We start from the raw sequence: 24,549 nt of genomic DNA, 5'->3' as shown, positions 1-24,549 counted from the left end.
ACGATCCAGTGAGTCGCGATCGGGCCCAGGCTGCGCCGGAGCCATCGCTCGACACTGCGGGAGCACATCCAGAACGAGCGTCAATTACAGGTTGACGATGAGGGGTCGTCAATTTAAAGTTGACGCATGAGCCCACTCGACGTCAGCCTCGCCGACCTGATCGCCCGTCTCGACGAGGAGCTCCCCGACGCCAACGCACTGGCCCGCGTCAGCGAGGCGCGGCTGCGCGCCCAGACCCTGTCCGACCTCGGTGACCAGCTCGTCGACCACTACGTCAGCAAGGCCAAGCAGACCGGCGCGTCGTGGACCGAGATCGGCGACGCCATCGGGGTGTCCAAACAGGCCGCTCAGCAACGCCACACGCCCGCCCCGTTCGAGCAGTTCACCAACCTGAACCGACACGGCATCGTGCTGGCGCAGGAAGCCGCCCGAACGCACAAGCACGACTTCATCGGCACCGAACACATCCTGCTCGGCCTGCTCGGCGAACGGCAGGGCCTGGCGTACGAGCTGCTGATGGCGAAAACCGAGTCGGAGCAACGCATCCGCGACGCGATCGAGGAATTGATGCCGCCGGCTGGACAGAAGGCGCTGCGGGGCCACATCCCGTTCCGGCCGGAGAGCAAGGAGGTCATCGAGCAGGCACGACGCGCGTCGGCCGACCTGGGCCACGACTGGGTCGGCACGGAACACACACTGCTGGGCCTGATCCGCGCCGAGGAGAGCCCGGCCGCGCAGATCCTGCGCAACCTCGGCTTCACGCCGGACGAGCTGCACGAGACGGTCAAGACCGAGATCACCAAACGGTCCACCGCGCGCGACGAGCAGTAACGAAACGATCAGTCGCCCCGGAGGACCAGCCGACACAACCTCCCCACCAGACACTCGACGGTGCGCCGGCGCTGCCAACCCCACCCGACGTCGCCAAAAACCTCGTCGCGCCCCGTGGACGGGTGACAGCCGATACGCCGACTCATGTCGAAACCGTCAGTGAGAGGCAGGGCCTAGTCGATCCCGCGGTCCAGGACGCGGCGGGCCGCCTCGGCCTCTGCCGCCGGCGGCGACAACTCGTCGAGAGTGTCGAGTTCGTCGTCCGCCTCCAGTTCCCTTTCCCATGCCGCCGCAAGGCGTACCTGCTCCTCGCGCGGCCTGGCGCCAACGACCTTCCGGTGCTCCGGGTCCAGGGCTGCCAGGAATCGTCCGACCGCATCCGTCGGCATAGGGTCCTCCTTGTCGCAGGTAGGGGTGCCGCCCCGCGCCAGCATGACTGAAGGTCTCGCGGCCGGCCACCCGACGCTTCCGGGGCCGCTCCGTCACCTGTGGCGAGCTGAGCGAGGGCCGGAAAACGCCCCGGTCAAATTCGTCATACCGACGACGACAGAGTCCTGGTTGGCCGCCGATCAGGCCGACTCACTTCCCATGTCATTTCACTGACCCATGCCCGGGATCAGAGATCGGAGCCCATGCCGAGGGACACGATCTTTCGAAACAGAGCCGTCAGTTGGGCGCCCTCTCCGGAGGACCTCCACAGGGCAGATCATGTACAACTCGAGGACCTGCCAAGCTTCCTACGCAGTGCGAAGAACGACGCGAGGCAGCCTGTTCCGTACCCTGGCGGCATGCGCATGCGCCCCACCCTGAGTTGGACCCCTGGCAAAGACCTTCCTGCGGGCACCACGGATCTGCAGCCGGTCGCCGATGCACTCAGCACCGGCGGTGTGCTGGTGCTCAGCGGGGCCGGCATCTCCACGGAGTCGGGCATCCCCGACTATCGGGGCGAGGGCGGAAGCCTGAGCCGGCACACCCCGATGACCTACCAGGAATTCACCGCCGGCGCCCACGCCCGGCGCCGGTACTGGGCGCGCAGCCACCTCGGCTGGCGCACCTTCGGCCGCGCCCGGCCCAACGCCGGACACCAGGCCGTGGCCGCGTTCGGGCGGCACGGCCTGCTCTCGGGTGTGATCACCCAGAACGTCGACGGTCTGCACCAGGCCGCCGGCAGCGAGGGCGTCGTAGAACTCCACGGAAGCCTGGACCGGGTCCTCTGCCTTTCCTGCGGCACCCTCTGCCCACGCCACGAACTCGCCCAGCGGCTGGAGGCGGCCAACGTGGACTTCGAGCCGGTGGCCGCCGGAATCAACCCGGACGGAGACGCCGACCTCACCGACGAACAGGTCGGCGACTTCCGCGTGCTGCCCTGCACGGTCTGCGGCGGCATCCTCAAACCGGACGTGGTGTTCTTCGGCGAAGCCGTTCCACCACAGCGGGTCGAGCACTGTCGCAAGCTGGTTCATGAGGCAGCCTCGCTGCTGGTCCTGGGCTCCTCACTGACGGTGATGTCAGGGCTTCGGTTCGTTCGCCAAGCCGCCCAGATCGGGAAGCCGGTGCTGATCGTCAACCGGGACCCGACCCGGGGCGACCAGCACGCCCTCACCCGGGTCGCGCTCCCCCTGGGAACAGCCCTCACCGCCGTGGCCGACCAACTCGGCATCCCCGTCGACCGTGAGGCCGCGGCCTGACGCCGCGGCCTGACAAAAGGGGACGGCAGTCGGACGCCCTTCTCCCTCAAGGTGCCGCCCGGCAGCGGCACGAGCGCCAGCCCACCTGAGCACCGACCGCCCGTCCCCGCCGGCGTGGTCCGCCCACACCTCAATCCCTACAGACACAAGCCTGCGGACCTGCGCCGGCACCTTGAGCGTCACTGCAGGGTTGGTCAGGAGCGGGTCATCACTGGCCCTCCAGGGGCTTGCATCCCCAGACGGTGAGCATGCCGGCCGACAGGGCGGCGCATTCGTCGGAGCCCAGGTAACGGACCGCCGCGTCGACGCCCATGTCGTCGACCAGGCCGGTGGCGACCATCGCTGCTCTGCTCCGCTCCCACGTGTCCGCCCAGAAACGGCTGATGGGACTGCCCGGCAGCAGCGGCGGCACATGGATCTCGGCAGCGACGGACACGAGCCCCGCCGCACGCACCAGGTGCGGGTACGACGGCACCCAGGAGACATCGGTGCCGACAGTGGCCCGCAGCCCCTGCCACATCGCCCGCATCGCCGCGTTGTACGGCGTACCGGGCGTCCGGTCGCTCGTCAGGTCGACCGCGTCGCTGAGCACCAGCACCCCGCCGGGCTCGACGAGTTCGGCCAACGCTGTGATCAGACGGTCGCGCTCGGGCAGGTGCATCAGCACGAAGCGCGCGTGAACGAGCCGGAACCGGCCGGGGACGACGTCCGGGGCAGTGATGTCGGCCTCCAGCACCTCGAGCCCAGGCATGGACCGCGCGTTGAGAAAACGCGCGTCGCGATCCACAGCGAGCACACTCGCCACCCCAGCCTCTTCCAGCAGCCGGCGGGAGACCGTGCCCGTGCCGGCACCCAGGTCGAGGCATCGCCACCCCGGGCCGACCCCGAGTGCCCGCAGCCGCGCCATGGTGAAGTCGTCGTAGGCAAGGGCGCCGAAGTCGATGCGCTCGCCCTCGCCCGTCTGTTCCGGACGGAAGACGGCCTCGCCGTAGCGGCCGTCCCCCGGCGCCTCCCCGCGCCGAGCGCCGCTCACGTCGCGCTCGACAGGACGCCGACGGTGTCGTCCTCGAAAACATCTCTCGCCCAGGAGGCGAGAACCTGCAACAGCGGGTCGTCGAGCGCATTCATGACCAGACCTCTTCACGCGATGAGACAAGCTGGGCGGCCCGAACCGAGATCGCCACCCTGCCGATCGTCCATCGGTAGCGGCCCGCACCACCGAGGCTCGCCGTGCCTGAGCCAATCGGCCCGAAGGGCACAGCACCCCCATGCCTCCACCGACGCGGTCACCCGAACGTGCCCCACGAGGAGAGAAACACCGCTGACCTGCAACGATAGGGTGTCCGATAGCCTTCCCATAGGTGGTGAGGGGCCGACAGTCGGCCTCAGACCTCGTCGTGGCTCACTACGCCGGCACAGTCACGCATGTGCTCGCTGAGGCGGCGCCGGCTCCTCGTCCCGCAGCGGCGTGCCACTCGTCGGGATCAGCGGCCAGTGCCTCGGCGCAGGCCAGCACCACCAAGGGGTGGCATCTGATCACCGGATCACCGACGGGGCGGTCCGCGGCCTCGATGCCTGTCTCGCGCAGTTCACCGACGATGGAGGCATCGACGCCAGGGCCCCGGCGCTCCTCGGGGCTCTGACGCAGCAGCACAGGACACAGGGCATGTGCGGGTGCGCCGTAGCAGTATGGACGTATCGGGCCGGGTCCGGAGACCTCTCGAGGCGACGGAGGTCGGCGCCGATCCGTGGGACACCGGCAGAGGCGAGACGATGACCGCACAGCGACGTACCCCGGGTGTCGCGCCGTATGAATCGGCCGACAGCATGATCAACGACGCCCTCACGGCCAGAGCCGTCGTGGACGAGGAAGGCATGGTCACCGAGTGGAGCGAGGGCGCGCGGCAGCTGCTGGGTTACCCGTCGGCGGAGATCGTAGGCCGCTCGGCCGCCCGCCTGCTCGATGAAGAGGCCGCAGTCGAGACACTGCATCGGCTACCGACTCTGCCGAGGTGGACCGGAAGCGTGGGACTGCGGCATCGGGACGGGCACCGAGTGGGGGCCCGTCTCATCGCCCACCACCGGTTGGGAAGGGCATCCGGTTCTGACTGGTTGATCGTCTCCGCGGTGACCGGGACGACTCCCGCGCCCGAGGACGACAAGCTTGCCACCTGGGCCTTCCAACAGGCGGAATGCTGCTCGATGGAGGTGTACGACACGCGTCTCCGCCTGCGCTTGGCCAACCACTTCGCGCAGCGCGCCCTGGATCTCACCGAAGACGACATGCGCGGGCTTCGGCACTCGGAGATCGTGGCCCACCCGGAGTTCGACCGGGTCGAACGGTGCATGCATCGAGTGCTGGCCACCGGTGAACCGGAGCGCGTGGACGTCCAGGTGAAGGTCGCCGGTGAAACCCACAAGCAAGCCTGGACGCTCGTGCTCAATCCGATATGCGACGAGCGCGGCGACATACGTGGCGTGGGGCTGTCGGCTCACGACATGACCGAGCGGTATTGGGCGCACCAACGACTGCAACTGCTGAACGACGCCAGCGCCCGTATCGGGACCACTCTGAACGTGGCGCAAACGGCGCAGGAACTGGCAGACGTCGCCGTCCCCGGATTCGCCGACTTCGCCACCGTGGACCTACTTCTTGACTCACAGGCTCCCCAGGAGACGCGTCTGCCGGACACCGGCCCCATACCGTCCACGGCAGCGCTGCGTCGTATCGCTCATCAGTCCGTGCTTCCGGGTGTGCCCGAGGCTGCGGTCTCCCTCGGTGAGATCGACAGATACGTCGCAAACTCCCCGACCGTCGAGTGCCTGGCCACAGGCCGCGCCGTGTTGCATGGCGAGAACGAGCTGCAAGCCGCCGACTGGTCGATGGCGAACCCTCGGCGACAGGAAATGATCCGCGTCTTCGGTATCCACTCGGTCCTGGCTGTGCCGTTGCGGGCCCGCGGCAACACGCTGGGGGTGGCCGTCTTTCTCCGCCACCAGCGGCCGGAGCCGTTCGGAGCGGACGATCTCCTGCTCGCCGAAGAGATCACGGCCCGCGCGGCGGTCGCCATCGACAACGCGCGGCAGTACACCCGTGAGCGGGACACCGCGGTGGCGCTGCAGCAGACCCTGTTGCCGCAACGCCTCCCCCATCAGAGCGCCGTGGAGGTGGCCTGCCGCTACCTGCCTGCGGGCACATTGGCCCAGGTGGGCGGCGACTGGTTCGACGTGATCCCGTTGTCCAGCGCCAGGGTCGCCCTGGTCGTCGGCGACGTGGTCGGGCACGGGGTCCAGGCTTCGGCGATCATGGGGTGGCTACGGACCGCCGTCCGCACCCTCGCCGACATCGACCTGCCGCCCGACGAGCTGTTGACCCACCTCGACGACCTGGTCCTCCGCCTTTCAGCGGAGGCAGAAGCCGACGGACCCGCGGCCCCCGCCCAGGCCGCCGAGATCGCCGGAGGCCTGGGCGCCACCTGCCTCTACGCCGTCTACGACCCGCTCTCGCGTGTCTGCACGGTGGCCCGCGCCGGCCATCCCGCCCCAGTGCTGGTCAGCCCGCATGGCGCCGTAGAACTCATGGACGTGCCTGCCGGCCCGCCGCTCGGAGTGGGTGGCCTGCCCTTCGAAGCAGCCCAGGTCGTCCTTCCCGAGGGCAGTCAGCTTGCTCTTTATACCGATGGCCTGATCGAATCCCGCGACTGGGACATCGACGAAGGCATTGCTCGCCTGTGCAGGGCGCTCGACCATCCCGACCAATCCCTGGACGATGTCTGCGACACAGTGCTCGCCACCCTCTCCACCTCGCGTCCCACCGACGACGTCGCGCTACTGATCGCGCGCACCCAGGCGCTCGACACCCAGCACGTCTCCACCTGGGACTTGCCGTCCGACCCTGTCATCGTGGCCCAGGCCCGCAAGCTCGTCACCACGCAGCTCGACGCTTGGGACCTGGAGGAGGCAAGCTTCGTCACCGAGCTCGTGGTGAGTGAACTGGTCACCAACGCGATCCGCTACGCACACCCGCCCATTCAGTTGCGTCTGATCCACGACCGCCACCTCATCTGCGAGGTCTCCGACGCCAGCAGTACCGCCCCGCACCTACGTCGAGCCCGCACCTACGACGAGGGGGGCCGCGGTTTGCTTCTGGTGGCCCAACTGACCCGCGGCTGGGGAGCGCGCTACACGGGTCACGGCAAGACCATCTGGGCAGAAGTGGCGTTGGACGCAGCCCCGACCGCTCTCTGACGCCGACGGACCGCCTGGCTCGACACCCCTGTGGCTCGCCCGTTGCGGCCGGGGGGAGCGGGGTGACTCCCCGCGGTTCGAGGCGGTGCTCAGCCGCATCCGGGTACCTCGCCCGCGGGTGAGCCGGCCCCGCACCCGGCCGCGCAAAGTCCGCGCGGACAAGGCGTATTCAGCGCTCACGGTGGCCGCGCGCCGAGGTTCGACAAGTCCGACTACCGCGAGCGCCGCGCAGTCGAATGAGGCATCAAACGCCTCAAGAGGCACCGAGCGGTGGCCGCCCGGGACGACAAGCTCGCTGTCCGCCACGAAGCAACCGTTCTTCGTCGCGGCCATCAACGAATGGCTGTGACAAGCTGTCATACCAAACCGACCCGGGCGGCGCGTGAGCGTCAGGAATTCATGGTCGCTCGATCGGACTCGCTGCGCAGAACGCAGAATTCGTTGCCTTCAGGATCAGCAAGGATTGCCCAGCCTGAACCATCGGGATTCCGGTGATCGGTGACAAAGGTGGCACCAAGCCCCAGCAGCCGGTCCACTTCCTGATCGCGCGAGGTCTCAGGGCGCAAACACAGATGAATCCGGTTCTTGATCGTCTTGGCCTCGGGTACCTGATTGAAGTGCAACACCGGGCCGTCCGCCAGCAACACCTGAGTCTCCGGGTCACCCGGCCTGTCCTCCGGATGCAGCGGACGGCCTGTCACACTGCTCCAGAACCGAGCCAGCTCATAGGGATCCGCACAGTCAATCGCCACGTTCTGCAATACCGAGACCATGCGCGCGAGCCTTCCTGATCTCCACGCCAGACGCCACCGAGGTGCGGGCCCGATAGGTTGCCCGTATGTCTTCTGCACTTGTCGTTGGTTACGACCCGCAAGCCATACCCGGCGTCGACGGGGAGGCCCTTCGCTCGGCTCTCGATGCGGAGCTGGCTCGGTTCGGCGAGCACGGAATCGACGCAGCCATGACGCTGGTCGTGTTCGGTGAATCGGCCGAATCCACCCTCGTCGCGGGCCTGACCAAGCACCGGTGGGATGTCGTGGTCGTCGGCGGCGGGATCCGCAAGGCCGAGCAGTTGCTTCCGCTCTTCGAGCAGATCGTGAACCTGATCCGCCTCCATGCGCCACAGGCCGCCATCGCGTTCAACACCAGTGGTGGGGACAGCGTCGAGGCGGCAAAGCGATGGCTTTGAAGCCCGGCCGTCCGATGACGTCCTGGGCCACAGTCGGAACGCGGCAACGGTGACGGTGGCGGTACTGCGGAAACGTACACGCGCATTGGTCCCCATCGCCCCTGAGCCTATTGGCCTGTCAGGCTTGACGGGCGCAGGACCCAAGGCGGTCGGCGAGCGCCATGACGAGGTCGCGCAGTTCATCCGGGCGCTCGATGACGAACGGCCGGTCAAGTGAGGCGAGTACCGGCGGCAACCAGTCGAGCTTTTCCGCCCGTAGCTCGACTCGCAGCCAACGTTCGGTCGCCGGATCCGTGCCTGCCGCGGCCGCAGGTTCCTCCAGGCTCGCAACGCTGGCCGGAAGGCGGGCGCGAATCTGGTCGACCGTCCCGTGGATCCGCAAGGTCACCTCATACCGGTACTCAGCCGTGGCGAACCCTGACAACACACGCTGTGCCGGATCAAGTCCGGCGGGTACCTCGAACGATCCGGGCAGGGTCCTTGCGGCCGCGATGCGATCGAGCCGGAAGGTCCGGTCCTCGCCGATCTCGGGGTCCGTGCCCGTGACGTACCACCGGCCCGAATGGGCGACGATCCCGTACGCGTGCAGCGGGCGTTCGCTGCGGCGGCCGTCGCGGTCGGTGTATCTGATCGAGACCGGTCGTCGGTGGCGCACCGCATCGGCGACGGTGAGCAGGACCTCGGCGTCCGGGTGTGCGAACTGGCCGGGCGGAGCTGTGAATGCGAGGGATTCCAGGAGCGTGTCGAGCCTGCGGGCCAAGCGCTCGGGCAGCACCCTGCGGATCTTGGCCGCCGCCGTCTCGCTCGCCGTGTCCGACGTCGTCATCAGCCCACCTCGGCGGCCGGCGACCAAGCCGAGCAGCACCGCGAGCGCCTCGTCGTCGCTGAGCATGAGCGGAGGCAAGCGGTATCCGGAGGCGAGTCGGTACCCGCCGTAGCGGCCCCGCACCGCCTCCACCGGCACGTCGAGGTCGATCAGCTGGTCCACATACCGCCGCACGGTCCGCCCGTCGACGCCGAGCCGGTCGGCGAGTTCGGCCACCGTCCGGATGCCGCCCGACTGCAGCAGCTCCAAGAGAGTCAGCACGCGCCCGGTAGGTCGAGACATGTTTCAAAGCCTAACGGCAATACCGGACCGATTCTGTCCACTATTCGTCCTAGCCTGCGGAGTGCAAGCGGCTCCAACAACCTGGGAGAACATCATGGACTTCGCCTCGATCCGCATCATCACCAGCGACGTCGCGCGCCTCGTCGAGTTCTACGAGAAGGCCACAGGGGTGCCGGCGACCTGGGCCACCGAGGACTTTGCCGAACTCAAAACCCCCAGCGCCACTCTCGCGATCGCCGGCACCCGCACCGTCCCCCTGTTCGCTCCGGATTCCGCCCGCCCGGCGGACAACCACAGCGTGATCATCGAGTTCCTCGTCGACGACGTGGACCGCGTGCACGGGAACCTGACCGGCTTTGTCGCCGACTTCGTCAACGAGCCCACCACGATGCCCTGGGGCAACCGGTCGCTGCTCTTCCGCGACCCCGACGGCAACCTCGTCAACTTCTTCACCCCGGTCACCCCGGCCGCCATCGAGAAGTTCGCTCGTTGACCCAGACACACGGACAACGGGCACCTGCTACCGATCACAGATCTGGGCCGCCGCTATCGCCGCGACCAGCACGAAACACAGGCGCACGCGCCCTTACACCCCCAGAACGAACGGGAAGGCCGAACGCTTCAACGGCACCCTCTCCCGCGAGTGGGCGCGCCTCGCCCCGGCAGCGACGTCGACGTCGATCATCGTGGTACCACGCTTGACCGGTCACTCGTCGCACGCCTCACGGACGCCTCCGTCTCAACGGCCGCCATGCGCGCGAACTGGGCCTGGTGGTCCGCCGTCACGTCACCGCCTGCGTGAAGACGGTCAGGCGGGCTGCCACAGCTCGATGCGATTGCCCTCGGGATCGGTGACCCAGCCGAACCGACCGACAGCCTCCATGTCCTGAGTTTCTTCGGCGACGTCCGCACCCTTGGCGCGCAATTGCGCGAGCATCGCATCCAGGTCGCCGACCCGGAAGTTGAGCATCGATTGCTGGGCGCGGGACCCGAAGTACTCTGTCTCGGACTCGAACGTCGCGAACACCGTCGGCCCCGCTCCCTGACGCCACAGGCCGTTCTCATCGGCGTCCAGGCCCAGGCAATCGCGGTACCACGCGCTCAGGGCCGCCGGGTCGGCGGCACGCATGAAGTATCCACCGATTCCAAGCACACGTTCCATGCCGCTATCTTGCCAGGACGGCAATCGGGCGGCCGGCACCACACCATCGCCCGCTTGGCACCCCCGTCTCCATCGCGGGGGAAGTCGGTACTCACACCCCGCTTTCCAGGTCTGGCGGCATTGGACAGGCACAGCGCAGCGGCGCAGCCGCCTCGCCGAAGACGGCGCGGCTACCGCCGCAGCGGGCCGTATCTCTTCGAGCCCGGGGCCGGCAAGGTTGGAGGGCCGCCCGGTTGGGCCTGTCAGGCCTTCGGCTATGGGCGGACGTAGGGCCGATTGATGAGCGCAGCGCGACGGGGGACGATGAGCACGAGCGCTGGGCACCACGGCGGATGCCGGAGGCAGCGCGGGCGCCGGTGGTTTCGACAATCAGGCACGACCGTGATCGTGGTGCGGCAGCCGGCGCACCCTGCCCTTCGCCCCGGCAATCGCGCCACCACACATCCGCTTCCCCGACGTAGCAGCGGTTGTTCCGCAAGCACCGGCGGCGCCCGATCGGCGCGAGGCGATGGCCATTCCGTCCTCCGCAATCGCAGCCGCGATCGGCTACGCGATCCAGCAGCCCGTCGGCGTCGACATCGGCAAGGTCGCCGTCCGACTCAGCTCGAAGGGCGAGAACGCCGGTGGCCTCACGATCACCATCATCGTGGGCCGACCGGCGCCGCCGCAGTGCGTCACAGGGTCGCGGTCGTACCCTCTCCGGATGCGCTGCCCGCGAGCCACTGGGCCCATCCCAGGTTGAAGTCGGCGTAGCCGTTGTCGGCCGGGGCCTTGGCACGGGACGAGCCGGTGATGGTGACGGGATCGCCCTGCTTGACCTGGCCGTAGAACCACTTGGCGTCCGACATGGACAGGTGGACGCAGCCGTGCGAGCCGCGGGCGCTGCCGCTGCCCGGCGTGGGATCGCCCGTCGAGTAGTGCACGTAGGTGCCGGACTGGGTCAGGTGGACGTCCCAGGGCAGCGTCAGGTCGTAGTAGTTGGGGCTGGACTTGTCGCAACTGATACCGACGCTGCAGGAGGTCATGTGGACCTTCTCCTGCTTGTCGATGACGGCCATCGTCCCGTTCCACGTCGGATACTCGGCACTGCCCGCATTGATCGACAGGGTGCGCACAGGCCTGCCGTTGCGTGTCACCTTCATGGTGTGGCCGGTCACCGACACATCCGCGCGCACGTCGTCGCCGATCGCGAAGGTGTGGGTGTAGCTGTGCACGCCGTAGCGTCCGTTGCCGTTGCTGACGCCCGTCATGTCAGCGTCGATCTTCACCTTGGTACCGGCGGGCCAGTACGTCTTCGGCCGCCAGTCGGCGCGCTTGTCGCCCATCCAGTGCCAGGCGCCGGCCACCGGCTGCGAGGCGCTCACCTTCATGTGCTTCTCGACCGTGGCCCGTGCCTTGGCCGCCACGGGGTTGGTGAAGATCACCGAGATCGGCATGGCCACGCCGACCGTGGTTCCCGTCTGCGGAGTGATCGTATCCAGCAGCATCGGCGGGCCCGCAGGCTTTGTCGGCTTGGGCGAGGCGCTCGCAGCCGGCTTTCCCGACGCCTTTGCGTCGTTGCCGCTCGCCTTGTCACTGCCGCCCCCGCCGCAGGCAGTCACGCCCACCAGCATCGCGACCGTGACGAGTGCGATCCCTATACCGCCCTTGCGCCGTCCCACAACCTGCCCCACTCTCTTGCTCCACGGCCCCGACGGGCCCGACTGGCTGTCAGACGGTCATGGCATGGGCCGCAGTTGCGTGCGGCCCAGTAAAGCGTGCCTCAAAACTCGGTGCGCACCGCCAGGTAGCAGACGGTGAGGGGTACGGCATCGTCGCCTCCCGCGTTCAGAGCGCGTCAAGGTGCAACGCAGATGGGGCCACACCGCTGCAGGCCGGCAGCCGGGGACACTGGCCGGTGCGCACAGCAACACGCCCAACACCAGTCTTCCGCCCGCCGACTTCACTCCGCCCTCGCTCAGGAAGGCGCGCGTCGCAGCATCACACACCGCCGGCGTGCAATCCCGGCAGCACGATCGTGACTCCTCCACCCCGTAAACGGGGTGGCTTCTCGCTAAGCCGGGTTGGCGTCGCGACGGACCAGCCCGGCCCGTAGAACGTTGGTTGCTCCCACGACGTCGGCGTGCGCCCGGTGGTCGCACGAGATGCAGTGGAACTTCTCCTGTGTGGGCCGGTTCTCCTTCGCGGTGTGCCCGCATTCGGGGCACTGGCGGGAGGTGTTGCGGGGGTCCACGGCGATCACGTCTCGTCCGGCGCTTTCAGCCTTGGCGTGCAGGATCGTCAGGAACACCCCCCAACCGGCGTCAGCGATCGAGCGGTTCAGACCTGTCTTGGCGGCGGCCCCGTTGGGCAGGAACGCGCCCGGCTTGTCGGGGTCGGGCTTCGGTGTGACGGTCTTGCTCATGTTGCGGATCTTGAGGTCTTCGTGCGCGATGAAATCGTGCTCGGCGACCAGGGCGTGCGCGGTCTTGTGTGCGTGGTCGAGGCGCTGACGTCGCACCTTGCCGTGCAGGGCCGCGACGCGCTCTACGGCCCGCTGGTGGTTGTTGGTGCGGTTCTTCGCCTTGCGGCTCGGATACCGGGACAGTGCCCACTGTGCGGCCTCCAGCTTGGCGGCAGCCTTGCGGGCGTGGCGCGGGTTGTCGACGTGCTCACCGTTGGACGTGGTGAGGAACGACGCTATGCCCATGTCGATGCCGACCAAGCTGCCGGTCGGGGTCAGCGGCTCGGGCTGCGGCTGCTCGGCGGTCAGGACGACGTACCAGCGCTTGCCTTCGCGCTTGACGGACACGGTCTTGACCTTGCCGACCACCGGCCGGTGCTGGTTGACCTTGACGTGCCCGACACCCTGGAGGCGGACGCGGGTGACGGGGTCGTGCGGGGTGGCATCCCACCGGCAGCCGTCCCCGTCCTTGGGGAAGTCCACCGTGTCGAACCAGTTCACACCCCGAAAGCGCGGGTAGCCCGGCGTATCACCGGACTTGATCCGGCGGAAGAACGCGGCGAACGCCTTGTCCAGACGGCGAAGTGTCGCCTGCTGCGAGGAGAAGGACCAGCGGCCCTGCCGCTCGGGGTCGAAAGCCCGGATGTCCTTGAGCTGTCCGGACTGCTGCCCGTACTTCACGCTCGTCTTCGAGGCGTGTCGGTAGGCGTCGCGACGTTCTTGCAAGGCTCCGTTGTAGAGGGAGCAGTGATCGGCCAGCATCACGGCGAGCGCAGCGGCCTGGCCCACGGTGGGCCGCATGAGGAACGTGTACGCGCGGATCATCCAGCCCACCCCCTTCCGGTCGAGTCCGTCGATCATACTACGCTTGGTGTATGTCACCGCGCTGGGAACCAAACACCGATATCCGCCGGGGCCGTCACGTCGTCTACAACCTTCATGTCCACTTGGTTTTCGTGACCAAGTACCGGCGTGAAGTCTTCAACGACGACATGCTGACGCGCTGCGAAGAGATCATGCGGAACGTGTGCACCGACTTCGGCGCGGACCTGATCGACTTCAACGGCGAAGAGGATCACGTGCACCTCCTGGTGCACTACCCGCCCAAGGTCGCCCTCTCGAACCTGGTCAACTCGCTCAAGGGCGTGTCCTCGCGCTACCTGCGCCAGGAGTTCACCGGCCGCGTCAACCGCTTCATCCTGCACGGCCGGTTCTGGTCTGGCTCCTACTTCGCCGGATCATGTGGCGGGGCTCCGCTGTCGATCGTCCGTCAGTACATCCAGCAGCAAAAACGTCCTTCGTAACCTCCGGGCGATGCCACGGCCAATTCTCACTGTCAGAGCAGTCCTGAGATCGGATTCCCTCCCCGCCTAAAGGCGGGGATTCCCTCCGAAGAGAGGGATGGAGTCCGCTCCCCCGGCCTGCCGGCGGCCCGCACGCTGGGCCGCCCCCGAAGCGGTACGGCCGCCCCTGCGAAAACCACTTGAGGCGTCCTGCACGCGCTGACACGGTGACCCCTTGTGCCTGCATCGGACGCGTCCGAAGACCGAGATCCCGAGCAACCTGACGGCGACGCATCACCGGTATCCACGACCGGCCCCGCGTCCCGGCAGCCGCTACGTTCCGCTGCCTTCCGATGGTTCCTTGCCGGCCAGTCGATCTCCATGGCCGGCAGTGCCATGTCGCCGCTCGCCCTGGCCTTCGGCGTCCTGCAGGTCACCGGCAGTGCGGCCTGGCTGTCCGCGGTCAGCACTGCGGCGCTGGTTCCGATGGTCGCGACGCTCCTCCTCGGCGGCGGTATCGCCGACCGCCACCGGCGCGACACCGTGCTGCGCCTCACCAGCCTGGGCGCCGGCCTCACCCAGGCCGGCGTCGCCTTCCTCCTTCTGGCCCACCAGAACCCGATGTTCCTGCTGCCGCTGTCCGCCCTCAACGGCATCTTCCAGGGACTGACCAAGCCCGCGCTGCGCGGCATCGTCTCGAATCTCGCGGCGGGACGCGGGATCCAGCAGGCCAGTTCCCTGCTGGCGTCCGTCAGGAACGCCACCCGCATTCTCGGCCCGACCGCGGCCGGCCTGCTGACCGCTTCCGTCGGAGGCGGCTGGGCGATCGCCGCGGACGCCGCGTCCTTCCTCCTGGCGGCCGCGTTCTTCGCCCGGATGTCGCTGCCGGACCTGCCACCGCGCAGCGACGGCGCCCCGACGATGATCGGTGAACTGCGGGAGGGCTGGGGCTACTTCAGCTCTACGCCCTGGATCTGGACGGTGACCTCGGCCTTCGCCGTCTTCAACGCCGTCAACATGGGCGTCTGGCAGATCCTGGGTCCCGTGATGGCGAACGACACGATCGGCGCTGAGGGCTGGGGGCTGGTGCTGAGCACGCGTGGCGTCGGAGCGCTGCTGGCCGGCGTGGTGATGGTGAAGCTGACGGTACGGCGGCCGATGGTGCCCGCGCTGTCCGCGATGACGCTGGGCGCCGTTCCGCTGATCCTGCTCGGCACAGGCGCGAACACATTCTGGCTCGCTGCCACGGCGTTCGCGGCAGGAGTGGCCTCCGAATTCTTCACCGTCGTGTGGGAGACAGTGCACAACACCCACGTCCCGCAGCGGCTGATCTCCCGGGTCGGCGCCCACGACGAGTTCTGGTCCTTCGTGCCCATCCCCATCGGCCAGCTCTCCACGCCTCTCCTCGCCGCGACGTTCGGAACGGTCGCGGTCGCCGTCACCGGCGGCACGGTGGCGGCAGTGGCGATGCTGGTGCCCTTGCTGGTGCCGTCACTTCGCCGGATCGAGATCAACCGGGACAGCGAATGAGCGGAGCAGCCACCGGCTCTTGGCGTCCCCTGGCGTCCCCTGGCGTCCCCTGGCGTCCCCTGGCGTCCCTTCAGGACGGGCCGATCGAGGAACCCGTGTCAACCGCCCGCATCCGGCTGGACAGCAAGCCGCCAAGGCGCGAGCTGTCACCGGACAGCTCTACGAGCACCCGTAGGCGGCTCGGACGGCCGGCTCATGCGCGATGCCCACAACAACATGCCAATCACGCCAGGACACCCGCCAGGCCACGAACTCGTCATCCCTGAGCGTCACAGCCCGCTTCCCCTCCCCCACGCCGGCACCGACCGCGTCGGACCTCGGCCGTGGCGTCACGTCAGGTGCACGCCTCAGCGGACAGCCCCGTGGGCAGCATGGCCCAGACCGTCTTGCCCCTGGGCGTGTACCGGGTCCAGCCCCAGTGCTGGGACAGGGCCTCGACGATGAGGAGGCCGCGGCCGTGCTCCTGGAGCGGGCCGACCGTGTCCGGGCACCGGGGAAGGCTGTCGCTCTGGTCGGTGACGGCGCAGACCAGGTGCGCGGAGCGGAGGGTGAGCTTCACCCACACCTCGGACACGGCTTCGTCGTCATCGGTCGCGTCGCACAGCCGGGCGTGCAGCATGGCGTTGGCGGCCAGTTCGGAGATGACGGTCAGGGCGTCGTCACGGCACTGGTCCAACTCCCAGTGGCCGAGGGTGCGGTCGGTGAACTCCCGTGCCTGGGCACATCCCCTGCCGGTGCCGGACAGCCGCAGGCTGGCGGTCCTGGGCGCGGTGCGCCGGGGGCCGCGCCCAGCCCGCTCCACCGGGAGCGCAGTCGGGCCGAACCGGGGTGCTGGGTGCGCAGACAACGACACGGCGTCTCCTGAAGTGACCGTCAGGACAGGGCGCCAGCACGGAGCTTGACGCCTTGGCTATTATCCACGCCGACGACAACTTCGTGCAATTTCACGGGAAATTGCATGCAGATCGAGCCAGTCGGCGCCATGTGAGGCAGGCGGGCCTGCACGATTACCGGGCGGGTCGCCGGACGGTCGCCGGCGTGGCGGAACACGTACGAGGAGAGTGCAGTGCCATCAATTCCCAACGGGGTGCAGGCGAGTTCACTGGGCATCCGCTGGATCAAGAGCCGACACAGCAATGCCGAGGGCAACTGCGTCGAGGTCGCCGCCCTGGCCGAAGGAGGTGTGGCGATGCGCAACTCCCGTGACCCGCACGGGCCGGCGCTGATCTACACGTCGGCCGAGGTGGCCGCCTTCCTGGCCGGTGCGAAAGACGGCGAGTTCGACCACCTGTTGTGACAGGAGCCGGATGCCCGCGGCACTTTGCTCCGACCGGCAGCTGCGGCAGCAGGCGTCAAAGTGCGATAATGCAGCCTGTCGTCCCCTGCCTACCGGGAGTCAGGATGCCCTCCGAGTCGCCCCGCGTCTCCCGCCTCGAACCGTATCTGCACCGCACGGAACCCGCCCCGACCCTGCTGAAGATGCTGGTCGGGGTCCAACTGGCGGGCATCCGCGACGACGCCGGCCTCGCTCAGGAACAGGCGGCCCGCGCCGTGGGGTTCAGCCCGGCGAAGCTGTCACGCATCGAGGCGGGCAAGGGGCGTCGGCCACCCACCGAGAGCGACGTCCGCGCACTCCTGGAGCTGTACAAGGCGGAGGACTACGAGACGTCGGTACTGCTGCAGCTGTTGCGGCGCGCGGGAGAGCCGGGGTGGTGGCAGCGCTTCGACAAGCGGCTGATGCCGGAGTGGTTCGACCGGCTGGTCGGCCTGCAGGAAGCGGCTCACGCCATCCGTACCTTCGAGATCCAGTACGTTCCCGGACTGCTCCAGACTCCCGAATACACCCGCGCGGTCGTGGAGCGTGGACTGCCTTCCGCGCCCGCCCGTGAGGTCAACCGCCGCGTCGAACTACGCACCCGGCGAAGCGAGTTGCTCCAGCGCACGGATCCGCCCCAGCTCTGGGCGATCCTCGACGAGTCGGTGCTGCTGCGCGTCCTGGGCAGCCGCGAGGTGATGCGCGACCAGATCCAACACCTGATCACGATGGCTCAACTGCCCCATGTGACCCTCCAGATCGTGCCCCTGGACGTGACGAACGCCTCCGCGCCCGCCATCCCCGTCACCTATCTGCGCTTCGGCGGCCTCGACCTGCCGGACGTCGTCTACCTCGAAGCCATCAGAAGCGCCACGTTCCTCGAGGACCGGGACGAGACCGAGGAGTACCGGGTGGCCCTGGACCGGCTGGCCGACGAAGCCCTCAACCCTCGTGACTCCCTGACCCGCCTCCGCGAGACCGCCGAAGGACGGTACGGGGTGGCCTGACCCGCGGCCCTCCACCTTGAGCCTTTCGGGACCCGGACGGACAGCGCGCAGCGGAACTTGTTTTGACAGCTTCAAGAGCAAGCGGCCCCGGACGGGGCCGCCCGCTTCAAGTCGCGCAAAGACCGGCGCCCAGCAGCAGCCAACGGCGTGACAGGGACAGTCAGGAACCGCCCCCGTCAGACGCAGACGGTCGTCACGATGTCAGCGGATCCGTCCCGCCCCTCCGAACTCCGTCCACTCCTGCGTGAGCTGACGCGGCGCCACCTCGTTGTCCGGCCGCCATGTGGAGACCTCGACCAGGCCCGGCTCGAGGATGTCCATCCCCTCGAACCACTGCGCGACGTCCTTCTCCTCGCGCACCCGGCCCCAGTGCCCCTGCGTCGCCTGATCCATGAAGTTGGTCACGAACGCCCGCACCTCCGGGTCGTCGCTGACCAGTTGGCACATCACCAGGCAGCTGCCGGGCACGAGCCGTTCGGTCACCCGTTGCACCACCGCGAGCGGTCCGTCGGTGTCGCTGTCCGGAATACAGTGGAAGACCGAGTTGAACAGCAGTGCCACCGGCTGCGAGAAGTCGATCAGACGCTGGGTGTCCGGGTGGGAGAAGATCTCATCGGTCTCTCGCAGGTCGGCCTGGATGACGGCCGTGCGCTCGTTCTGGTCCAGCAGAGCCCGGCCGTGCACCAGGACCATCGGGTCGTTGTCGACGTACACCACACGCGAGGCCGGATCGATCCGCTGCGACACCTGATGCACGTTGTTCTGCGTGGGCAGACCGGATCCGTGGTCGAGAAACTGCCTGATCCCGTAGTCCTGGGCCAGCGTGGCGACCACCCGCTGCAGGAAGCGACGGTTGTTCAGCGCCAGCGCCCTCGTGCTGGGCACCACCTTGTCCAGTTCCTCGCAGGCGGCCCGGTCGACGGCGTAGTTGTCCTTGCCGCCCAGGTAGTGGTCGTACATACGTGCGGCGGTCGGAACCGTAGCGTCGATCTTGGTGGACAACTTCTTTCCGGACTCCATCGTCTCCCCCAGTTCCAAGCCGCACCACGTGGGGCGGCGCGCCAGACAACACATCCTAGGGAAAGGGCACTTGGCGTAGCCACTCCCTTGGCACAACTCCACCCTCTTGACCTCGTGGGGTCGGTTCGGTGTCTTCGGAGTCAGCGTTCCAACCGACTGTCCGCGAGGCGGATCGGCCCCAGCCCCAGCCTCCGGGGCCCTTGTGTCGGCAGAGACCGTGTCCCCCGCAGGCTGTGTCGCTTTTCACCGGGTCTCGGCCTTCGGCTCGTGCCGGCATTGAGCACAGGGATCCTTCCGTGGAGAGGTCAGTTGATCGAAAATGCGTAGCCTGTTGCTGAGGGCGTCGGGATACTGCCGCGGTGACCCTTACTGAACTGCCTCAACTGCTGCGGCCTCGTGCTCTGGAGCCCGGAGACCTCGTCGTCATCGCGGCGCTGTCCGGACCTCTCCATTCCAGATACGCGCCCGATCTCCAGCAGGCGGCGGCCGAGCTCGAGGGGATGGGATTCCGTGTGCGTCTCGCGCCGCTCCTCGAAGCAGGGCAGCACCGTTGGTGGAGCGCTGCGCGGCCGGACGAGATGGCGGAGGAGTTCAACGGTCTGCTGCGTGATCCCGAGGTGCGCGCGATCGTCGCGCACGACGGTGGCCAGACGGTGTTCGGATATCTCGACCTGATCGACTTCGACGCGGTCAGAGCCGATCCCAAGCCGATCCTCGGCTTCAGCGACATATCGCTGCTGCACCTGGTGCTTTACGCACGCACCGGTCTCGTCGGGTTCCATGCCGACCTGGCCACGCCCGGTCTCGGTGGGCACTGGCAGAGAGCGTCCGCGGCCCGCCGGGAGGAGCTGGGGAAGCTGTACGCGACGCTGCTGACCGGCACGGAGCCGATCGGTGTGCTGCCCGCCGGTCCGTCGTGGGAGTGCTGGCGTGCCGGGCGTGCCGAAGGTCCGCTGGTCGGCGGGGTCATCAATCGCATTGCGCTGGCGCAGGCGACGCCCTTCGCGCTACCGCTCGAATGCTTCGACGGCGCGGTGCTGTTCTGGGAGGAGGCGGGCGGCCAGGCATCGTACGTGTGGAACTATCTGCAGGTACTGCGGCACAGCGGCATTCTTGATCGGATCGCCGGCATGGTCGTGGGCGTTCCGGAGGCGATCGACGGGCTCGACTCGCCCGACGGCTCCCCAACCCTGTCCGAGATCGTCCTCGACGTCCTCGGAGACCGTGACATCCCGGTCCTGGGCAACGTCGAGTTCGGACACGCCGGCCCGAATCTGCCGATGCCGGTCGGTATCCGCGTCGCCCTCGACGCGCAGCAACGAACGCTGTCGCTGCTCGAACCGGCGGTGCGGCCACTCACTAGGGACAGTACCCATGCGACTCAGGCGGCTGTAACGCGTAAACGCGCTGCTCACTAAGACGTGAGGCAGCAATGAGACGCTGCAGTTCTGCTCACAGAAGGTGCACAGAACCAGTTCACTCGACCAGGCACCCCGGCAACTCCTCCCGCCCAAGGACTCAAGGAGCGTATCCGCCGACGTCCGGACGGCCCCTCCCTTGGGGCCCGCACGCCAGGGTTAACCCTGACCCCGCCTCTGGGCGGACGCCGCGTGTCCTTCCTCGAGTCCCTCGGCAAGTGACGGTGAACCCGCCCTTTCCACGGGCCAGTTGCCGTCTGCGGGGAAACAGGGGAGAAGATCACGGGACCGAACGATGTCGAGCTGGTGCGGGTGTTCACCCGTCGACCGAAGGGCACCATCGCCGACATAACGGTCGAGGCGTCCAGCGAGTTCGAGGTCGTCCTCGAGGCGGAGTGCGGCACGGCGCTCTTCGGGACCGGCGGCAAGTACCAGGCGGAGATCGTCGTGCGTGACATCACCGCGAACAACAACATTCCCTTCAAGGTGGCGGGCCCCACCAACGGCTCCTTCGGCGACACCAACTGGCCGCAGGAGGACCAGAAGTTCGTCTACCACGTCGAGCCGACCGAGCTGACCGGACGTGTCGGGCACCTCTGCCAGGTGTACGCGTACCTCCTCGTCGGCATCACCCATCCCGACGTCGGCATCGGCGTCAGCCCCATGTTCGTGATCGAGCCGTTGACAGCGGGGAGAGCCATGGACACGCCGCGGATCGCCGCGCAGTTCGCCTCCGCACGGGGGGACTTGGAGCGACGGCTCGTACGTCGGAGCTCCTCCGTGGAGATCCGAACGGACCGGCTGCTCAACGCCGTTGAGGACGCGCTGGGCGAGGTCGATCGAGCCCTGGCCGGCATCGAGCGGCCCGCGCCACGCACCCTGCCATGGAGCACGACAAGGAACTGCTCGACCTGCTCGCCGCCCAGCTGCGGCAGGACGGGCGGTACGCGCTCGCGCGCATCGCCGCGCTCCGCGAGGACCTGCCGTTGCGCCACGGCATCCGCGTCGTGGAATACAGCGAACGCGGCGAGCACGGCGAGTTCGGCCCGGAAGCCCTCTTCGATCTCCCGGACGGTCCGGTGGCACCACCGGACAGCGTCAGGACCGTAGCTCCGGCACTCGTCAGTGATGACCAGGAGGTGCTGCGCCAGGGCCGCGTGGTGCCTCGGACGACCAGATACGGGGGATCCGATGAGCAAGCCGACTGAGAACAGGCCGCGCGACACAGTGGTCGTGGGGTTCGACCTGGGGCATGGGGAGACCGCCCTCGCGGTGGCCCGCTCCGACGCCAACGCGTCTCCCGGCCCGCTCGATCTGCCGGGGTCGAGTCGTCGGCAGGTCCTGACGGCGGTGGCCGAACACGACACGCACGGGGTGTTGATCGGCGAGGCCGCCCTGACCACGGCCGGTGTGCGCTATCTGGCCACCGAGTTCAAGAGCGAGAGGATGAAGGAGGCGGAAGCACGGCGCCCGGTCACCCTGGTGCTGCGCCGCGTAGCGGCGAAGGCGGTACCAGCCAGGCGCTGTTGGGCTGAGGAGCATGAGTCCGTCGACACGGTCCTCTTCGAGGTACTCGACCTGCGGTGGTCGCCTGAGCTGAAAGCCCGTTGCGCCGCCGGCCCGGAGGGGGTTCCGGGCCGGCGGCACGGCATGGGAGGTCAGCCCTTGGCCGCCAGGACGTGCTCGGCGGCGAACTTGGCGCCCTTGTCGGTGTCACCGTTGGAGATGTAGGCGAGGTGGGACGCACCGGCGCCACCGCCGCAGACCGGGTCGCCGGAGGCGCAGAAGTCGGCCCACTTGGGTGCGTAGGTCGGAGCGCCGGACTCGATGCTCTGGCCGGTGAGGTGGATCGGGTTGCCGAAAGTGACAACGGCGGCGACGCGCGGGGCGAGCTCGGCCGGGATTGCCGTACCGGAGCCGAGGCTGGTCTTCATACCGGTGGCGATGTCCGTGACGCTGGCGCCCTGGGAGTATCCGCCGATGACGAAGAGCGTGTTGGGGCACTGCGCGGCCAGCGAGGTGACGTGCTTGCTCATGTCCGTCGCGCCCGTTCCGGCCGTGGCCTGGGCGTGGTCGGCGGGGTAGTCGACGGCGTAGGTCGTCACGGTCTTGCCGGGCAGGGCGGAGGCCACGGCCTTGGTGAACGGGGAGCCGACGATGCCGACGCCGGACAGTTCGCCCGTGCCCCGGGCGAAGGACACGTCGACGTCGGAACATGACGCCGCGGCGGCGGTCACGGTGGCGGCCTGCGCGTACAGCGTGCCTCCGACGGTGAGCCCGGCTGCCGCGACCGTCGCGACCGCCCACCTGGTGCGACGCCCACCGGTGCGGCGGTGACGAGCGGGCTGCTGTGCGGAGTTCGACATGGGTGGTTCCTTTGCTGTGGGGCGCATGGTGCACCTGTGCAGGGGGTGCTTTGAATCTATGAGCCACCTGTGTTGGGGTGTTATGGGCGCAGGCAAAGGAAATGTCGTCGTACTTTGCGGCGAGGTGAGAGGGGCGTGCCGTGCCCGTTTGTCATCCGGGCACAAACTCCGGCACGTCACTTGAACGGAAGTGAGTCAGCCGGTGGCAGACGCCTGGAGGGCGAGTATCAGCTCCAGCCGTGTGCCGGGGTCGCACAGGGCGTCGTCGCCGAAGAGTTTCTGCAGCTGTCGCAGCCGGTAGCGGACCGTCTGCGCGTGGACGTGCAGACGGGCGGCCGTGTCGGGAACGTTGCCCCCGTCGAGCAACCAGACCAGCAGCGTCTCGCGAAGCCGTGCGCGCTGCGCCTCCGGCACCGCCTCCAGCGGAGCGAGGGCGCGGGCCGCGAGGTGGGCCAACAACTGCTCGTCACTGTGCAGCAGCAGGGCCGGGAGGTGATCGGCGCACCGAAGCAGCCCTTGCCGGGGCAGAACGCCGCGCTCCACGAGGCGAAGGGCACGCGTCGCCCACCGCAGCGACTGCCCGGCCTCGCCGAGCGGCACGGTCGGCCCGAGCACCGCCGGTCGGCCGCCCAACGCGAGGGCCAGCGCCCGGTCCCCGAAGCGACCGGACCCGTCGGGATCGGAAAGGAGCATCCGCGGCGGATGGGCATCCGTGTCGGCAAGGGCCCCCACCGGCACGGGAAGTGACTCCGCGCTCTCCGCGCCACCACCACCCGAACCGCGTGAATCACCCGAATCACCCGCGAGCACCAGCACGGCAACCTGCTCCGGTACGACCCATCGCGCACCGCGGGCCAGTTCCTCGACGGCCTTGGGCGGAGCGGTCTTCTCACCGAGGAGCAGATCGAGCAACCGCAGCCGACGGCGCTCCAACTCGTCGGCGTCACGCAGCCGGGCCTCGGCATACCCCGCCGCGGCGGCCTCCGCCACCTCGTGAACGGAACGGAAGGCCAGCTCCCCCAACGCCGACACGACGGCCGAGTCCAGCCCGAGTTCCTCCGCGATCTGCCCCATCAGGCGCCACGCATGCAGTCCACCGACGCGCAGCGCGGACTGGAACGCCTCCAGGCTCCGGCCCGCCAGAGCCGTGTTCCACCCCAACTCGTAGTAGGTACACGCGATCGCGTCGCCCTGACCTCCCGGGTCGGCGACATGATCGACGAAGAGCGTCAAAGCCTGCACCACACCTGTACGCAGCCTGCCTTCCAAAGCCCCTGCGGGCTGCGCGTACTCAGGCACCTGTCTTCGCACTTCCTCCTCCACCTCTGCGGCCACTAGGGGGAGTTGGTCCCGCAGCCGCTGGGCGAGCCCAGACGGAACCGACGCGGCCGGGAACGGGCCCGGTGTGCTGTGCGGGGAGGGTGCGGTCATCGGATGCGCCTTTCGCCCAAACTCGGTTCATGGGGAGATCGACACCCGCCGCGAGCACGGGAGTCCTGGGTGAGACGTCCGGAGGGTCGCATTCCGTTCCCAGGGTCGCATCTTCACGGAGGCGGGCGATCAGCCCCAGGACCTGTCGATGCGCCGGGCGAAGCTGTCGTAGCCGGCCGGCTCGAAGGCCCGGGCCATGGGCTGCTTACGAGGTCAGGGTCCGCGGTGGCTCGTTCTGCGCCCTGGGCGGCGAGCAGGTGCCCCATCGGCGAACAGAGGGAACCGGTCGATGGCCTGCCTCAGACCGGACGTCAACCTTCACCTCGGGGTCAGCGGCGAGCGTCGCCCCTTCCCAGGGCCCACGGCTCACTTCGGATCCCGCGACGGCCGGCGACGCGAGGGCGCCCGCAATCCCTGCGAGGCCAAGGACAACGGTTCACCACCGCCTCGGGAAGCACCAGAGTGGACGGATCACGCTGCGCTTCGTCGAACCCCTACTCCTCGCGGAGC

Annotated in this window: 23 protein-coding genes and 1 pseudogene; 13 read left to right on the top strand and 11 right to left on the bottom strand. The window is 68.4% G+C overall.

What is annotated here, in order from left to right; all coding sequences use genetic code 11:
• Nucleotides 1-126 precede the first annotated feature (126 nt).
• Nucleotides 127-831 (top strand): Clp protease N-terminal domain-containing protein, encoded by a 705-nt coding sequence (locus OG303_RS47590; RefSeq protein WP_405876286.1) that lies wholly within the window; start codon nt 127-129, stop codon nt 829-831.
• 173 nt (nt 832-1,004) lie between these two features.
• Here OG303_RS47590 and OG303_RS47585 read toward each other — a convergent pair whose 3' ends face one another.
• On the bottom strand, nt 1,005-1,220 hold the full coding sequence (locus OG303_RS47585) for a hypothetical protein (protein WP_405876285.1): 216 nt from the start codon (nt 1,218-1,220) through the stop codon (nt 1,005-1,007).
• Between the two features lie 399 nt (nt 1,221-1,619).
• Here OG303_RS47585 and OG303_RS47580 point away from each other — a divergent pair, with 399 nt between their 5' ends.
• Nucleotides 1,620-2,519 (top strand): NAD-dependent protein deacetylase, encoded by a 900-nt coding sequence (locus OG303_RS47580; protein ID WP_405876284.1) that lies wholly within the window; start codon nt 1,620-1,622, stop codon nt 2,517-2,519.
• A gap of 208 nt (nt 2,520-2,727) precedes the next feature.
• On the opposite strand, the gene OG303_RS47575 is transcribed toward OG303_RS47580, so the two are convergent.
• Nucleotides 2,728-3,552, bottom strand: a complete 825-nt coding sequence (locus OG303_RS47575) for a class I SAM-dependent methyltransferase (protein ID WP_405876283.1) — start codon at nt 3,550-3,552, stop codon at nt 2,728-2,730.
• Nucleotides 3,553-4,292: 740 nt separating this feature from the next.
• Here OG303_RS47575 and OG303_RS47570 point away from each other — a divergent pair.
• Complete coding sequence (locus OG303_RS47570; RefSeq protein WP_405876282.1) at nt 4,293-6,767, top strand: SpoIIE family protein phosphatase; 2,475 nt, start codon at nt 4,293-4,295, stop codon at nt 6,765-6,767.
• A 389-nt stretch (nt 6,768-7,156) separates the two neighbouring features.
• Here the strand turns inward: OG303_RS47570 and OG303_RS47565 are convergent, their stop codons facing one another.
• Nucleotides 7,157-7,540, bottom strand: a complete 384-nt coding sequence (locus OG303_RS47565; RefSeq protein ID WP_405876281.1) for a VOC family protein — start codon at nt 7,538-7,540, stop codon at nt 7,157-7,159.
• A gap of 65 nt (nt 7,541-7,605) precedes the next feature.
• Here OG303_RS47565 and OG303_RS47560 point away from each other — a divergent pair, with 65 nt between their 5' ends.
• Entirely contained in the window at nt 7,606-7,956 is a 351-nt protein-coding gene (locus OG303_RS47560; protein WP_405876280.1) for a hypothetical protein, read from the top strand.
• A gap of 118 nt (nt 7,957-8,074) precedes the next feature.
• Here the strand turns inward: OG303_RS47560 and OG303_RS47555 are convergent, their stop codons facing one another.
• Nucleotides 8,075-9,064 carry a helix-turn-helix transcriptional regulator gene (locus OG303_RS47555; protein ID WP_405876279.1) on the bottom strand — a complete coding sequence of 330 codons (990 nt, stop codon included), beginning with the start codon at nt 9,062-9,064 and terminating at the stop codon, nt 8,075-8,077.
• A gap of 94 nt (nt 9,065-9,158) precedes the next feature.
• On the opposite strand from OG303_RS47555, the gene OG303_RS47550 reads away from it, so the two are divergent.
• Together OG303_RS47550 and OG303_RS47545 are read left to right on the top strand one after the other, a co-directional pair.
• Complete coding sequence (locus tag OG303_RS47550) at nt 9,159-9,557, top strand: VOC family protein (protein WP_405876278.1); 399 nt, start codon at nt 9,159-9,161, stop codon at nt 9,555-9,557.
• 76 nt (nt 9,558-9,633) lie between these two features.
• Nucleotides 9,634-9,714 (top strand): annotated as a pseudogene (locus tag OG303_RS47545) (integrase core domain-containing protein); the annotation flags it as partial.
• Nucleotides 9,715-9,872: 158 nt separating this feature from the next.
• Here the strand turns inward: OG303_RS47545 and OG303_RS47540 are convergent.
• From OG303_RS47540 to OG303_RS47530, 3 genes are all read right to left on the bottom strand, one after another.
• Complete coding sequence (locus OG303_RS47540; RefSeq protein WP_405876277.1) at nt 9,873-10,226, bottom strand: VOC family protein; 354 nt, start codon at nt 10,224-10,226, stop codon at nt 9,873-9,875.
• Between the two features lie 674 nt (nt 10,227-10,900).
• The gene (locus tag OG303_RS47535; RefSeq protein ID WP_405876276.1) at nt 10,901-11,899 is read right to left on the bottom strand and encodes an Ig-like domain-containing protein; all 999 of its coding nucleotides are present in this window, start codon (nt 11,897-11,899) and stop codon (nt 10,901-10,903) included.
• A gap of 380 nt (nt 11,900-12,279) precedes the next feature.
• A complete protein-coding gene (locus OG303_RS47530) occupies nt 12,280-13,494 on the bottom strand; it encodes an RNA-guided endonuclease InsQ/TnpB family protein (protein WP_405877834.1) in 1,215 nt (404 codons plus the stop codon).
• Nucleotides 13,495-13,544: 50 nt separating this feature from the next.
• Between OG303_RS47530 and tnpA the strand changes: the two genes are divergently transcribed.
• A complete protein-coding gene (gene tnpA, locus OG303_RS47525) occupies nt 13,545-13,973 on the top strand; it encodes an IS200/IS605 family transposase (protein ID WP_405876275.1) in 429 nt (142 codons plus the stop codon).
• A gap of 216 nt (nt 13,974-14,189) precedes the next feature.
• A complete protein-coding gene (locus tag OG303_RS47520) occupies nt 14,190-15,482 on the top strand; it encodes an MFS transporter (RefSeq protein ID WP_405876274.1) in 1,293 nt (430 codons plus the stop codon).
• A gap of 334 nt (nt 15,483-15,816) precedes the next feature.
• Here the strand turns inward: OG303_RS47520 and OG303_RS47515 are convergent, their stop codons facing one another.
• Nucleotides 15,817-16,329: an ATP-binding protein gene (locus OG303_RS47515; protein ID WP_405876273.1), complete on the bottom strand. Its 513-nt coding sequence runs from the start codon at nt 16,327-16,329 to the stop codon at nt 15,817-15,819.
• A gap of 219 nt (nt 16,330-16,548) precedes the next feature.
• Between OG303_RS47515 and OG303_RS47510 the strand changes: the two genes are divergently transcribed.
• On the top strand, nt 16,549-16,779 hold the full coding sequence (locus OG303_RS47510) for a DUF397 domain-containing protein (protein ID WP_405876272.1): 231 nt from the start codon (nt 16,549-16,551) through the stop codon (nt 16,777-16,779).
• Between the two features lie 104 nt (nt 16,780-16,883).
• The gene (locus tag OG303_RS47505; RefSeq protein WP_405876271.1) at nt 16,884-17,804 is read left to right on the top strand and encodes a helix-turn-helix domain-containing protein; all 921 of its coding nucleotides are present in this window, start codon (nt 16,884-16,886) and stop codon (nt 17,802-17,804) included.
• Between the two features lie 201 nt (nt 17,805-18,005).
• Here the strand turns inward: OG303_RS47505 and OG303_RS47500 are convergent, their stop codons facing one another.
• Nucleotides 18,006-18,824, bottom strand: a complete 819-nt coding sequence (locus tag OG303_RS47500) for an SAM-dependent methyltransferase (RefSeq protein WP_405876270.1) — start codon at nt 18,822-18,824, stop codon at nt 18,006-18,008.
• A 359-nt stretch (nt 18,825-19,183) separates the two neighbouring features.
• Here OG303_RS47500 and OG303_RS47495 point away from each other — a divergent pair, with 359 nt between their 5' ends.
• The 3 genes from OG303_RS47495 to OG303_RS47485 all read left to right on the top strand — a co-directional run bounded on the left by OG303_RS47495 (nt 19,184) and on the right by OG303_RS47485 (nt 21,973).
• Nucleotides 19,184-20,242, top strand: coding sequence for an LD-carboxypeptidase (locus OG303_RS47495; RefSeq protein ID WP_405876269.1), 1,059 nt, complete (start codon nt 19,184-19,186; stop codon nt 20,240-20,242).
• Between the two features lie 312 nt (nt 20,243-20,554).
• The gene (locus OG303_RS47490) at nt 20,555-21,352 is read left to right on the top strand and encodes a hypothetical protein (protein WP_405876268.1); all 798 of its coding nucleotides are present in this window, start codon (nt 20,555-20,557) and stop codon (nt 21,350-21,352) included.
• Nucleotides 21,353-21,433: 81 nt separating this feature from the next.
• Nucleotides 21,434-21,973: a hypothetical protein gene (locus tag OG303_RS47485; protein ID WP_405876267.1), complete on the top strand. Its 540-nt coding sequence runs from the start codon at nt 21,434-21,436 to the stop codon at nt 21,971-21,973.
• Here OG303_RS47485 and OG303_RS47480 read toward each other — a convergent pair.
• Entirely contained in the window at nt 21,901-22,608 is a 708-nt protein-coding gene (locus OG303_RS47480) for a cutinase family protein (RefSeq protein ID WP_405876266.1), read from the bottom strand. The genes OG303_RS47485 and OG303_RS47480 overlap by 73 nt on opposite strands.
• 195 nt (nt 22,609-22,803) lie before the next feature.
• Nucleotides 22,804-24,039, bottom strand: coding sequence for a helix-turn-helix domain-containing protein (locus OG303_RS47475; protein ID WP_405876265.1), 1,236 nt, complete (start codon nt 24,037-24,039; stop codon nt 22,804-22,806).
• Nucleotides 24,040-24,549 lie beyond the last annotated feature (510 nt).

It is taken from the genome of Streptomyces sp. NBC_00005, from assembly GCF_045160215.1.
GTDB lineage: Bacteria > Actinomycetota > Actinomycetes > Streptomycetales > Streptomycetaceae > Streptomyces.
The sequence above is the reverse complement of the archived record's forward strand: the minus strand, read 5'-3'. Positions and strand labels throughout refer to the sequence as shown.